We start from the raw sequence: 12,214 nt of genomic DNA, 5'->3' as shown, positions 1-12,214 counted from the left end.
GATGATGACGGAGAGTTGGGAACAGAGGTTCGGCGGGATTGCGCGGCTTTACGGGCGCAAGGATGCCGAACGCCTCGCTGCTGCGCGGATGGCGGTGGTCGGGATCGGCGGAGTCGGTTCGTGGGTGGCTGAAGCCTTGGCGCGGACGGGAGTCGGCCATGTGATTCTGATGGATCTCGATGATCTGTGCATCACGAATACGAACAGGCAGATTCATGCGCTCGACGGTACGGTTGGCCGCTCGAAGACGGCAGTGATGGCCGAGCGGCTGCGCCTGATCAATCCCGAGATCGAGGTGGTGGAAGTGCCTGCCTTTTATACTGTTTCCAAGCCCGAACGATTGTTCGGCGAGAAGCCCGGACTGGTGATCGACGCTATCGACGCGATGAAGCCCAAGGCTCACCTGATTGCCACTTGCCATGCCGAAGGCGTACCCGTGGTGACCTGCGGGGGCGCAGGAGGCCGCATCGATCCTTCGCAGGTGAAGCTGGCCGATCTGGCGCGGACGCACGGCGATAACCTGCTTTCCACGCTCCGCAAGATGCTGCGCCGCGAGTATGGCCTCCCGTTGGAGGATAAGGCTCCGGAGATCGGCATTCCCTGTGTGTTTTCTCCCGAGAAACCCCGCTATCCGCAATGCGACGGCGGCACGGCTTGCACGCGCGACCCCGGTTTCACCGGTCGCATGGCCTGCGATTCGGGTTTCGGTTCCGCCACGCATATTACCGGGAGTTTCGGCTTTCTGGCTGCCGGGGCAGCCGTCAATCTTTACCTTTCGTCCAAGCAAGACCAATGAATACCACCGCCAAACGCACCATTGCCGCCGTGCTGCTCACGCTGACGCTGAGCCAGTGCGATACGACCAAGAGCGACCTCGAAGCGATCGCGAAGCAGAATGCCGTGATCATGAAGGAGCAGCCGGGCAATTATTTTGTCGCCCGCCGCTACCATGTGCCCGGAACCCGCTTCTGGGGTTATGTGCGCACGCCCCGTACACCCTGGGCAAAGGCCGATCTCGTGCTGATGGACGAGGAGCTTTGCCCCACGCCCGACCGAGGCCCGGAAGACGGTCCGAACAAGACGTATGGCCGTGACCAGAATTACGAGTATATTCTGTACGGCAACTATACGGGACGCTATGCCTACGATCCCAATTCCAACCAGAAGCTGAAGGTGTTCCGGGCGAAGAAGTACCAGCTTCGCAATGCCGATCCGGGCTGGCTGTTCAAACCGTCCGAACGTTATTCGACGAAGGAGGTTTCCATCCGTCCTGCGATCATTCCGGCGACGGCCAAAGTGCAATAATGGGCTGGACAGGGTGCGGCATCAGTATTAGTATAAGGGCTCATGAAGCTCTCTCTGATCGTTCCCTGTTATAACGAAGCCGAAGTTCTGCCCATCTTCCGCAAGGCCGTGCAGGATGTACGGCCGCAGTTGCGAGTCGATGAATTGGAAGTGGTGTTCGTGGACGATGGTTCGCGTGATGCCACTTTGTCCATTCTGCAGCAGTTCAACCGGGAAGATGCGAGCCTGCGGTATGTGTCGTTTTCCCGCAATTTCGGCAAGGAAGCGGCGATTTATGCCGGTTTGCAGCATGCTGCGGGGGATCTCGTGTGCCTGATGGATGCGGATATGCAGGATCCGCCTTCGCTGCTGCCGGAGATGGTGGGTGCCTGTCTGGATGAAGGTTACGATACGGTGGGTACGAGGCGCAGCACGCGCTCCGGGGAGCCGCCGATCCGGTCGTTTTTTGCGCGGTGCTTTTACCGCTTCATCAATCATATTTCCGATACGAAGCTGGTGGACGGCGCACGCGATTACCGCCTGATGCGCCGCCCGGTGGTGGCTGCCATTCTGGCCATGCCGGAGTACAACCGTTTCAGCAAGGGGATTTTCCAATGGGTCGGCTACAAGACGAAGTGGCTGGAGTACGAGAATGTGGAGCGCGCCGCCGGAGAGACGAAGTGGTCGTTCTGGAAGTTGCTGAAGTATTCCTTTGAGGGTATCATTTCGTTTTCCACCGTGCCGCTGGCTCTGGCTTCGTTCATGGGCATGCTGTTGTGCGTGATTGCCATGGTGACGATCGTGGTACTGGCCGTGCGCCATTTCCTCGATCCGATGACGGCCGTTTACGGCTGGACTTCTCTCGTGTGCCTGATCATGTTCATTGGCGGCGTGCAGCTGCTGTGCATGGGGATTCTCGGCCAGTATATCGCCAAGGCGTATCTGGAGGTCAAGAAGAGGCCGATTTACATAGTTGGAGGCAAGTCCGAATAAGATTGCGGATCAAATGATGCGTATTGTTCATGCTTGCGAGGAGGATTTGCCGGAGATTCTCGCCTTGCAGCGGCTCGCATTCCGTAGCGAGGCCGATTTGCTGGGCTGCGAGACGATTCCTCCGATGGTGCAATCGCTTCCCGATCTTGTGCGGGAGTTCGGAGAGGGTACGGTATTGAAGGCCGTTTCGGATGAGGGCGCGCTGGCGGGGTCGGTGCGAGGCTTCCGGGATGGCGAGACGCTGAGGATCGGCAAGCTGATGGTGCATCCCGGTTTTCAGGGACGCGGCCTTGGCCGAAGGTTGCTTGCCGCGATGGAGGAGGAATGCCCGAGCTGCCGCTACGAGCTGTTTACGAGTGTGGCAAGCAATCGGAATCTGGAATTGTACGGGAGCATGGGTTATGAACCGTTCCGTGAAACGGATCTGATGCCCGGCGTGCGGCTCGTTTATCTTGCCAAGATGCGGAACGGCGCGCCGGGGCGGGGTTGATGGGCGTTCAGGAACCGAGGCTCATGGTGATATAGCCGCCGCTGAGGTTGCGTGCGTCGAGGCCCATGTTGCAGAGGAAGCGCGTGGCGTTGTAGCCGCGTACGCCGACCTGGCAGAGGACGAGGATGGTTCGATCTCCGGGGAGTTCCTGCCATCTGGAGCGCAGCTGCGAGAGCGGGATGTTGACGGCTCCGGCAAAAGGCTGGCGGACTGTTTCCGCCACCTCGCGCACATCGAGCAGGAAGGTGCCGGGCCGGCCGATGTCTCCGGCATGTGCGAGGGGGTGCAGGCCTCGGAGGTTGTTGGCTGCGGCCATGCCGACCATGTTGACGGCGTCTTTGGCCGCTCCTTCCTGCGGGGAGTAGCACATTTCCGCTTCCTCAAGGTCGTACACGGTGCCGTTTTTGCTCATGAGGGCGGCGATGACGTCTATTTTGCGCGCGGCATCGTTTTCGCCGATGGCGGTGGCGCCGAGGATGAGGCCGTCTTTTTTGCGGTACACGAGGCGCATGTGGATGGGGGTTGCGCCCGGGTAGTAGGTGACGTGCTGGTATGGGTGGGCGTCGATGTATTCGTAATCGTCTTCATAGCCGAGGCGGGCGAGCGTGTCCGGGTTCATTCCGGTCATGGCCACGGTGGTGCCGAAGATGCGCAGGACGCTGGTGCCGAGTACGCCGTGGAATTCTTCCTGTCTTCCCATGATGGAAGCGGCGGCGATGCGCGCCTGTTTCTGGGCGACTCCGGCAAGGGCGAGGAGCATGGGCCTGCCGGTGACGCGGGAGACGACTTCGACGGCATCGCCCACGGCCCAGATGCCGGGGACGGAGGTTTTCATCTGAGTATCGACGATGATGCCGCCCGTTTTGCCCGTTTCGATGCCGGCGGTGCGGGCCAGTGAGGTTTCGGGGCGTACGCCGATGGAAAGGAGGATCATGTCCGCTGCCGGGCTTTCCCATGCGTCCGCGTATGCCTGCAGGCGGCCGTCTTCCGTGCGGCGGATGCCCTGGGCGATTTTCCCCGTTTCGATGCGGAGGCCGCGTTCTTCGAGCAGGCGGGAGACGTATCCCGACATGTGGGTGTCGAGCGGGGGCAGGATGTGGGGTGCGCCTTCGACGAGGGTGACCTCCAGTCCGAGTTCCCGGAGGTTTTCCGCGACTTCCAGTCCGATGAAGCCCGCGCCGACGATGAGGGCGGAGCGTACGTTGTGGCGGCCGATGTAGGCTTTGACGGCTTCGGCATCCGGGACGGTGCGGAGGGTCATGACCCCCGCAAGGTCGATGCCGGGCATCGGCGGGCGGAAGGGCGCGGCTCCGGGGGAGAGGACGAGTTCGTCGTAGGGTATGGGGAGTTCTTCTCCTGTGGCAAGGTTTCTGACGAGGAGGGTGGAGGAGGCTGCGTCGATGGAGATCGCTTCGTGGTTGAGGAGGACTTCGATGCCGTAGCGGCTGCGGAAGAGTTCCGGCGAGGCGAGGATGAGGGAGGATTGTTCGGGGATGACATCGCCGATGTAGTACGGCAGGCCGCAGTTGGCGAAGGAGACATAGCCGCCGCGTTCGATGATGACGATGCGCCGCCCGGCGCCGAGCCTGCTGAGGCGGGCCGCCGTGGTGGCTCCTCCGGCAACGCCGCCGACGATGAGGGTGGTGAGTTGTTTGTCCATGGTGGTGGTGACAATTGGTCGGTGGTTAATGTTCAATGCGGTTCCACGGCATTTTGGATAAAAGGACGGCGAGTCCGCAGAAGCCTGTCAAACCCGCCATCAGCAGGCCGAGGCTTGTCATGGCGGGCAGCAGGAGCCACCAGAAAGAGATCTGCCACGCGAGGACAAGGCCGAGAAGGTTGGCGGCGCCGATGATCATTTGCACCTGCCTGATGAGGGTGATGCCATGCGTGCCCCGGTTTTTCTGCACCGGCCTGCCGCTTTCCTGCCAGGCGTTCATGCCGCCTTCGAGGATGCAGCTTTCGATGCCGCATGCGCTTTGGAGGTGCGCGAGGGCCTTTTCGGCGCGTTTGCCGCTCTGGCAGATGATGCACAGGGGGCGGGCTGCGTTCTCGGGGGTGAAGGAGCCGTCGGCCTGCAGGCGGTCGAGCGGGATGTTCCTTGCGCCGGGGAGATGCCCCTGGTTGAATTCGAGTTCGGTGCGGACATCGAGCAGTTCGACGTCGCTGCGTTCCATGCGGGCATGCAGTTCTGATGCTTTCATGATTATATTCGCATATCGCGATATTGAGAATATAGACTTGACTCTTTCTTTCGTCAATTTTAAAATCGGGTGTATGACAAATCAGCAGTCCTTATGTGCTTCGCCCGGCATGCTTGCGGAACTGGCCGTTTTTTTCAAGATGCTTTCCGAGCCTGTGAGGCTCAGGCTTTTATCTTCCATTTGCACGGAGGGTGAGGCGACGGTCGGCGAGCTGGTCGAGCGGTTGCAGATTCAGCAGAGCGTGGCGTCGAAGCATCTGAAGCTGTTGTTCGAGTCCGGTTTCGTGGGAAAGAAGCCGGACAAGGGACGCACGCTTTATTTCCTGCCGGATGATACGCTGTGCGATTTGTGCGGTCTGGCGGCGGAGAAGATCATGTCCCGCGCGACTTATTACCGCGAGTTGCTGGATGGCGCCGCGCCGCGCTCGGAAGGGGTTTGAACGGCGAGCAGCGGGAGGTTTAGAGGAAGCGGTAGTCGGCGGCATAGGCCGCGAGTTCGTCTTCGCTGCCGAAGAGGGGCCAGAGGTGCCCTTCGAGCTGGATTTCGTCCGGATAGCAGCGGAGGACGCCGTTTTGCATGGAGATGATGCCGGTGACGGTTTTCTTCCCGGCGACGGAGTCGAGGATTTCCCTTTGAGGCGAGGCGTCGGGGAATCCTGCGGCGATGGCGGCGATGTCCGGATTGGCGCAGGTGCATGTTTCCAGGATGGCCAGCCAGCCGTCCGGCAGGAAGTGGAAGTCGGTGGCGGCATGTTCTCCGTCATTGAATCGGAAGGTGTCGCGAGGCTCTTTCCGGTCGCTCCATCCGCACTCTCCGGGAAACCGGTCTTCGACGGAGAGCAGGGTTTCGAGCATGCCCAACCGATGCCTGAGGGTTTCGCTGCTTTCGTTTTCGGTAGCCGGCCGTTCCGTGTGTTCATCGCCGGACGATTCCACGGGGATGTCCTTGTGCCTGCCGACGAGGAAGACCGGTACGGCGATGCCGAGCAGGATGACGGCTAGGACGATGTAGATCATGGCGGTGCGGCAGTGCGGTGCTGGGTTATTCGGCAAACCATTTCAACGCGTCGGCGATGTGCGGGCGGTAGAAGCTGTGGCCTCCTTCGTGCCATTCGACGCGGGTGTTTTTGCAGCCTTTGGCCTGCATTTTGGAGATGACGTCCTGCACGAGGGCGGGAGTGGCGAGGTTGTCGCGCCTGCCGTTGGAGAAGAAGTATTTGACCTGGGTGGATTTTTCCGGCGGGCATTTGTAGGCGTTCGCCAGGTCTTCATAGACGTAGAAGCGCGAGCCGCCGACGAGAGCCCCCTTGACGGTGATGCCTGCCTGATGCAAGCCGCCGATGGCATGGACGGAGGAGGTGCCGCCGCCGGAGAATCCGCCCGTGGCGAAGGTCCAGGAGCGGAAGGCAGGCCATGCCTGCTCCAGCATGTTGCAGGCCGTGCGCAGGGTGGCGGCGTCCAGAACGTTTTCACGGGGAATGCCGGCGGGATTGTCTGCCGAGACGATGATCCAGCCCAGCTGCTGGGCCGCTTCCATGAAGGCGGGGATGGCGATGCGGTGGCCGCCCGATCCGGCATTGCCCGAGATGGTGGCGCGGACGAAGATGACTTTTTGCGGTTTTTCCGGGTCGAAATCGGGCGGTACGGTGACGGACAGGCGCAGGATGGGCTGCATGGGCAGTCCTGCCGAAGGTCGGATTCTTCGCTCGACGACCTGTTTTTCTTCCTGTGCGAAGGGGATTTCGTAGAGGTATTCCTTGCCGGGCTCCAACGGGCCCGCGAGTTCGCGGACGGGGGATTCCGCCAGCATTTGAGCCCGCTTCTGCGAGTCCGGCGAGAGTTTTTCCATCGGGACGGAGACTTTTTTCCCCTTCATGTCGAGGGAGACTTTGTTGCCCTCCAGTGCGAGGAATCCGGCGGTGATGGTTTTGCCCCGGGTGTCCGTCCACGTTTCGGCGGACAGGGCGGAAGCCGCGAGCATGCTGCCCGGCATGAGCAGGCAGAGGACGCGGCGGTTGAGGGATTCAGGCTTCATAGACCATTTCCTTGCGAAGGGTTTCCACCTGTTTGCCGAGGCCGAGATAGGAGGCGATGGCGAAGCCGAATTCGAATGCTGCGCCCGGGCCGCGTCCGGTGATGATATGGCCGTCCCGTTCGACGGGGGCATGCGTGACCGTCGCCACTTCGGAAACGGCGGCGATGACTTCGTCCGCCGGGTAGGCTGTGACCCGTTTGCCGTCCAGAACGCCTGCGGCGCGCAGCGCGATGGGGGCGGCGCAGATGGCAGCGACGAGGCCGCCTTTTTCATGTACCATGCGGACGAGCCGCAGGGCTTCGGGCGTGTCGCGGAGAACCCATGATCCGGCTCCGCCCGGGAGGATGATGCCACCGACTTCCGATTCGTCGACATCGTGCAGGAGGATGTCCGCCCGCATGGAGATGCCTCGTGCGCTTTTGACTTCCCGTTCGCCGACGCTGGCAGTGACGACGGGGATGTTCAGGCGGCGCAGGATGTCGACAGGCGTGCAGAATTCGACTTCTTCGAAACCGGGCGCCATCAGGACGAGTATGGTGTCTATCATACCTGTTTCATATCATGGTTGATGCGGGAGTGCAAGCATGGAGTGGCCGTATTCCGGCAGGTGTGCAGGATGCCGTGTGAAGCATTTGGCGAAACAGGAACTTTTTCTTGCTTTTTACGCATCATTTGATATGTATGGCGTATGCCGAAGCTTTCCTCCCTTTCTCCGACTGCTCTTTCCCGCCTGCTGGCTCTGGCGGGGAAGCTGGGAGAGGTGCGCGGGTTGAAGGCGCAGCAGCCGGATGCGGCGTTTCGGGAATGGGTGCACATGGAGAATGTGCGGGGCGCGATGGCTCTGGACGATTGCCCGCTGGAGAGGGAGCAGGTGGAGGCGATTCTGAAGCAGGAGCCGGTGTATGTGGCGGCGGAGGTGCGGGCGGGCTGCGCCTTTCTGGCGGATGCCTTTGTGCGGGCGGAGTCGATGGATCCGTATCGGTACGAGAGTCTTGAGGGGTTGGCTCCCGGGCTGCGGAAGGAGCAATTCGTGGTGCGCCGGGGCGAGAGGTTTTCCTATGTGGTGCCTCCGGCCGGGCAGGTGGAAGGGCTGCTGAAGTTTTTCTTCGGCGGGCTGGAGGGTGAGAATGCGGTGCTGTCGAGCTGCCGCTGGGTGTACGAGATGCTGCTGCTGGCGCCGTTTGCCCGTTGGAATGCCAGTATGGTTTGCCTGTGGCAGTCGGTTTTCCTGTGTGCCTGTGATCCGGTGTTTTCCGTGCTGCCCGTGGCAGCTCTGATGCATGAGCGTGAGCCGGAACTGGACAACGCCCTGGAGGCGGGGTATCTGGCGGGGGACGCGATGCCGTTCGTGGAATGGATGCTGGGTGTGCTGGCGGATGCGGTGGATGTGCTGCTGGAGCATCACCATGGAGCTCCCAAGGCTCCGAAGAGGCTGGAGCTGTTCCGCGCAGGCTGGCGTGGAGGGATGTTCGGCCGCCGCGATTATGTGGCTTTTTTCAAGTCGATTTCCGTGCCGACGGCGAGTCGCGATCTGGCGCAGGGCGCGGATGCCGGGCTGCTGCGGGTGTACGGCAACGGACGAGGCACCCGCTACGGATTTGCCCGGAGAGGGTAGAAATTGTCAGTGGGCTCCGGTCTTCGACATGATATTGATGATGAGGATGCCGAGGACAATGAATCCGAGGCCGATGCAGGCGGAGAGGTCGAGGCGCTGCTTGTAAATGACGATTCCGATGATGCTGAGGAGTATGATGCCGGCTCCGCTCCAGATGGCGTAGGCAATGCCTACGGGCATTGCTTTCAGAGTGACGGAGAGAAGGTAGAAGGCGCACGCATAGCCGAAGACGGTGATGAGGGATGGGACAAGCCGGGTGAATTGCTCGCTTTGCTTGAGGCTGGTGGTGGCGATTGTTTCGCAGATGATGGCGAGAGCCAACGCTCCGTAGGTGATGACCGATGGGTTCATGGCGCGTCCGGGGCAAGATGGAAGGTTTGGGCGGTGAGCAAGGCGAGTACTGAGCTGCGCATGGCGGCGGGCAGGGCCGTGTGTGAGCAGTCCGCCAGCCAGAGGCCGTCTGCGGCGCAACGGATGGCTGCGGCTGCGGGACTGCGGTCTTCTTCGCCGCTTCGGGCGATGTGGGCGGCAATCCAACGATTCCATGTTTCGGCAAGATGGAGGTCGGAGCTCATGGCAAGTGCGGCGGCGCCCAGAAGGCGGCTTTCATCCGGTGAATCGCCGGGCAGGGCGACGGCGGACAGGTAGGCGCGGGTGAACCGGCCTACCGGTTCGGAGTCGTTGGCCTGTATGTTGCGGATGCGCTGATCAAGCCGGGACAGGAGTGCGGCATACAGCGCTTCGATCAAGTGCTGCCTGCTTGGATAATGGTGCAGCAGGCCGCCTTTGCTGACTCCGGCCATGCGAGCTACGGCATGAAGGGTGATGGCGGCGAGTCCCTGCTCGGCGGCGATGCGTGCAGCTGCCTCGAGGAGCTTTGCGCGAACGGCGTCAGGTTCGTTTTTGCGATGAGGCGGTGTATTCATGAATAAAACATACCGTCTGGACGGTTTTTTGGAAAGGAGAAACACTGTCATATTGCCGGCAGAGATGGAGCCGGACGGCTGTGCGCGGGATGTGTGAGAGGTGCATGGTGCAGGTTGTCTCGCGGTTTCGGCATGTGGTTCGTAAAAGGGCCTGTTGCGGGCTGGAAGATAAAGTTCGGCATTGCGCGACGGAGTGCAATCCGATTCTGCCGCTTATCCAGGAATGGAAAAAGCCTCCTGAACGCTGGTTTCATTCAGGAGGCGAGAGGGGAGTGGCTGCTGTTGTCCGTGGCTTGCCGTTATTGTTTTGCGGCAGCTTCTTTTCTTTTGGCAGCCATGTTTTTATTGAGCTGGATGAATTGCGCGCGGCCCATTTCCAGTTCCTGAATTTCCCGGGTTATTTTTTTTGCCTGTTCGCTGTCTGCGGGCATCAGGTCGAGAGCTTTCTTGTAGGCGTCGAGACACTTGTCGAAGGCGGCATCGTCGACGGCAGCCGGAAAAAGAGCTTTCCCTTTCAGGATATGGGCTTGCACGGTGTTTTCGGGCAGGAGGTCTTTTGAGATGAGTTCATCGATGGCGTTGTTCTGTTCTTCGGGAGTTTGCCCGCTCAGTCTGATGTCCCTCAATTGGCTCTGCTCACGCATGTTGCGCGCCTCACGAGCGAATTGGAGGGCCTTGCCGGATACGTTGCCGGGATCGCTTTTGGCGATCGCTTCCTTGAGATCGGTATAGTAGGGGCGGAAGTTTTCGGGAATGGTGTCGTAGGCTTCCAGAAGTTTTTGCGTTTTTTCCGTGCCGCTCAGGCGTACTGCATGATCGAGGAGCGTTTTGTAACGGGCATAGTTTTGGAGGGCATTTTCCATTTCTGCAGTTGCCTGCGGAACGCCTCCCTTGGCGCCTACCATGCTGCCGTAGGGCAGGCCGTCCGGCGTCATGAAGAGGACAGTCGGGAAGGTGCGGATGTCGAAGCGGTCGCGGACACGTTCGTTTTTGAGTTTGACGTCCGCCGGGATTTGCTTGTTGGGATAGTCCAGTTCGAGAAGGACAAAGTGCTGGCTGGCGCGGTCCTGAAATTCCGGTTTGCTCAGGACGTTCTTTTTCTGGATCATGCAGGCCTTGCACCAGTCCGAACCGGTGAATTCGACGAAGAGGTGTTTGTTTTCCTTTGCCGCAGCGGCTTTGGCGGTGTCGTAGTCGGTCTGCCATTCCGCGGCAAAGGCGGTTGCGCAGAGGGCGGCAAGAGAGGCGATCAATGGACGAATCATAGTGTTTGTGTTCTATCATGTTGGCGACGGGATGGCAAGCGGCAAAGGAGCGTTCCGATATTCTTGTGCGGCATCGTGCATGATTGCGGACGTATTGTTTCGCGGGCGGTTTCCTTCGTGTTTTGAAGGGTCTGTCGGACATTGGGCTTGCAAGGCGATGGGGCAGGCGGGTATAATGGCGCTAATGAAAGTGTTGGGCCGCCAGTCCGGCCGCCCTGCCGATCAACCAGAATAATATCATGAAAACGCTTATTTCCAATGCTCATATTATTTCTCCCGGTGTTGAGATCGTGGGAGGTTCGGTGCTCGTCGACGGCAGCCGGATCGTTGCGGTGATTCAGCCGGGCGATACTTTGCCGCAGGCCGATGTGGTGATCGACGCCCAGGGCCAGATGCTGATGCCGGGCTTTATCGATATTCACAGCCACGGCGCAGGCGGTTGCGATACGTGCGACGCCAAGCTGGAAAGCCTGCATACGATTGCCGAGTGCAAGATGAAGGAAGGTGTGACGAGCTGGCTGCCGACGACGCTGACGCTCGCTCCCCAGACGCTGGTGGATGTGTGCAAGACTGTGGCCGAGTACCGCAAGGATATGAAGTTCGCCAAGGTGCCGGGCGTGCATCTCGAAGGGCCGTTCATCAATCCGAAGTGCTGCGGTGCGCAGAATCCCGCTTTTGTCCGCATGCCGGATTTCGAGGAAGTGGCAGCCCTGCATGCCATTACCCCCGTGAAGTTGATTTCCCTGGCTCCCGAAATGCCTGGTGCAAACGATTTCATCCAGAAGGCGACTGCCGAAGGGATGACCTGTTCCGCTGGTCACAGTGCGGCGACGCATGCCGATTTCACGAAGGCGAAGGCCGCCGGCCTGAAGCACCTGACGCATTTCTGCAACCAGATGTCTCCGCTGCACCACCGCGAGATCGGTCTTGTGGGTTCCGGCCTGCTCGATAACGATATCAAGATCGAAATCATTTGCGATACGATCCATCTTTGTCCGGATATGCTTGAGACGGTGTTTACGACGAAGCCCGCCGAGCAGATGCTGATGATTACGGATTCCCTTTCCTGTTCGTGGATGCCCGACGGCCCCGGCGATCTCGGCGGTCTGCCGATCGTCGTGAAGGGTGGTGTGGCCCGCCTTGCCGAATCCGGCAATCTGGCCGGCAGTACGCTCCACTTTGCCCATGGCCTCCGCAATGTGTTCGAGATTACCGGTATTGCCCTGAGCGAGCTTGTGAAGGCGACTTCGTGGAATCAGGCCCAGTCTCTCGGTCTGCACGATCTGGGCAAGATCGCGCCCGGTTTCACGGCTGATATGGTTCTGCTCGACGAGCATTTCGATACGCTTCAGGTGTATATCGACGGCGCTCTCGTCTGGGAGCAGGAATAAGAATGTTTAACC

The 12,214-nt window shown here is 60.3% G+C and carries 15 protein-coding genes; 7 read left to right on the top strand and 8 right to left on the bottom strand.

Features of this window, described 5'->3' with window-relative positions:
- Position 1: 1 nt before the first annotated feature.
- The 4 genes from PYTT_RS05850 to PYTT_RS05835 are packed head-to-tail and all read left to right on the top strand — an operon-like array spanning position 2 to position 2,767.
- The gene (locus PYTT_RS05850; RefSeq protein ID WP_067776098.1) at positions 2-796 is read left to right on the top strand and encodes a tRNA threonylcarbamoyladenosine dehydratase; all 795 of its coding nucleotides are present in this window, start codon (positions 2-4) and stop codon (positions 794-796) included.
- On the top strand, positions 793-1,305 hold the full coding sequence (locus PYTT_RS05845; RefSeq protein ID WP_067776101.1) for a hypothetical protein: 513 nt from the start codon (positions 793-795) through the stop codon (positions 1,303-1,305). The genes PYTT_RS05850 and PYTT_RS05845 overlap by 4 nt, the downstream gene beginning before the upstream one ends.
- 42 nt (positions 1,306-1,347) lie before the next feature.
- A complete protein-coding gene (locus PYTT_RS05840; protein WP_067776104.1) occupies positions 1,348-2,277 on the top strand; it encodes a glycosyltransferase family 2 protein in 930 nt (309 codons plus the stop codon).
- A gap of 13 nt (positions 2,278-2,290) precedes the next feature.
- Entirely contained in the window at positions 2,291-2,767 is a 477-nt protein-coding gene (locus PYTT_RS05835) for a GNAT family N-acetyltransferase (protein WP_197677920.1), read from the top strand.
- 7 nt (positions 2,768-2,774) lie between these two features.
- Here PYTT_RS05835 and PYTT_RS05830 read toward each other — a convergent pair whose 3' ends face one another.
- Positions 2,775-4,427: an FAD-dependent oxidoreductase gene (locus PYTT_RS05830; RefSeq protein ID WP_067776107.1), complete on the bottom strand. Its 1,653-nt coding sequence runs from the start codon at positions 4,425-4,427 to the stop codon at positions 2,775-2,777.
- A gap of 25 nt (positions 4,428-4,452) precedes the next feature.
- Positions 4,453-4,971, bottom strand: coding sequence for a rhodanese-like domain-containing protein (locus PYTT_RS05825; protein WP_083076783.1), 519 nt, complete (start codon positions 4,969-4,971; stop codon positions 4,453-4,455).
- Between the two features lie 73 nt (positions 4,972-5,044).
- Here PYTT_RS05825 and PYTT_RS05820 point away from each other — a divergent pair, with 73 nt between their 5' ends.
- Positions 5,045-5,410: an ArsR/SmtB family transcription factor gene (locus tag PYTT_RS05820; RefSeq protein ID WP_067776110.1), complete on the top strand. Its 366-nt coding sequence runs from the start codon at positions 5,045-5,047 to the stop codon at positions 5,408-5,410.
- A gap of 19 nt (positions 5,411-5,429) precedes the next feature.
- Here PYTT_RS05820 and PYTT_RS05815 read toward each other — a convergent pair whose 3' ends face one another.
- From PYTT_RS05815 to PYTT_RS05805, 3 genes are read right to left on the bottom strand one after another with little or no spacing between them, the layout of a single operon-like run.
- Entirely contained in the window at positions 5,430-5,987 is a 558-nt protein-coding gene (locus tag PYTT_RS05815; RefSeq protein ID WP_067776113.1) for a hypothetical protein, read from the bottom strand.
- Positions 5,988-6,012: 25 nt separating this feature from the next.
- Positions 6,013-7,005, bottom strand: coding sequence for a hypothetical protein (locus PYTT_RS05810; protein WP_067776116.1), 993 nt, complete (start codon positions 7,003-7,005; stop codon positions 6,013-6,015).
- Entirely contained in the window at positions 6,995-7,552 is a 558-nt protein-coding gene (locus PYTT_RS05805) for a DJ-1 family glyoxalase III (protein ID WP_083076785.1), read from the bottom strand. Before PYTT_RS05805 ends, PYTT_RS05810 begins: the two co-directional genes overlap by 11 nt.
- Before the next feature lie 141 nt (positions 7,553-7,693).
- Here PYTT_RS05805 and PYTT_RS05800 point away from each other — a divergent pair, with 141 nt between their 5' ends.
- Positions 7,694-8,620 carry a Fic family protein gene (locus PYTT_RS05800; protein WP_067776119.1) on the top strand — a complete coding sequence of 309 codons (927 nt, stop codon included), beginning with the start codon at positions 7,694-7,696 and terminating at the stop codon, positions 8,618-8,620.
- 6 nt (positions 8,621-8,626) lie between these two features.
- On the opposite strand, the gene PYTT_RS05795 is transcribed toward PYTT_RS05800, so the two are convergent.
- The 3 genes from PYTT_RS05795 to PYTT_RS05785 form a co-directional block, all read right to left on the bottom strand.
- Positions 8,627-8,971, bottom strand: a complete 345-nt coding sequence (locus tag PYTT_RS05795) for a DMT family transporter (RefSeq protein ID WP_067776124.1) — start codon at positions 8,969-8,971, stop codon at positions 8,627-8,629.
- A complete protein-coding gene (locus PYTT_RS05790; RefSeq protein WP_067776127.1) occupies positions 8,968-9,546 on the bottom strand; it encodes a TetR/AcrR family transcriptional regulator in 579 nt (192 codons plus the stop codon). The genes PYTT_RS05795 and PYTT_RS05790 overlap by 4 nt, the downstream gene beginning before the upstream one ends.
- Positions 9,547-9,845: 299 nt before the next feature.
- On the bottom strand, positions 9,846-10,811 hold the full coding sequence (locus PYTT_RS05785) for a thioredoxin family protein (RefSeq protein WP_067776130.1): 966 nt from the start codon (positions 10,809-10,811) through the stop codon (positions 9,846-9,848).
- 239 nt (positions 10,812-11,050) lie between these two features.
- Between PYTT_RS05785 and nagA the strand changes: the two genes are divergently transcribed.
- The gene (gene nagA, locus PYTT_RS05780) at positions 11,051-12,202 is read left to right on the top strand and encodes an N-acetylglucosamine-6-phosphate deacetylase (protein ID WP_067776133.1); all 1,152 of its coding nucleotides are present in this window, start codon (positions 11,051-11,053) and stop codon (positions 12,200-12,202) included.
- Positions 12,203-12,214: the final 12 nt, after the last annotated feature.

Origin of the sequence: Neoakkermansia glycaniphila (genome assembly GCF_900097105.1) — a bacterium.
In the GTDB taxonomy this organism is placed as follows: domain Bacteria; phylum Verrucomicrobiota; class Verrucomicrobiia; order Verrucomicrobiales; family Akkermansiaceae; genus Akkermansia; species Akkermansia glycaniphila.
This window is presented reverse-complemented; position numbering and strand designations above follow the sequence as displayed.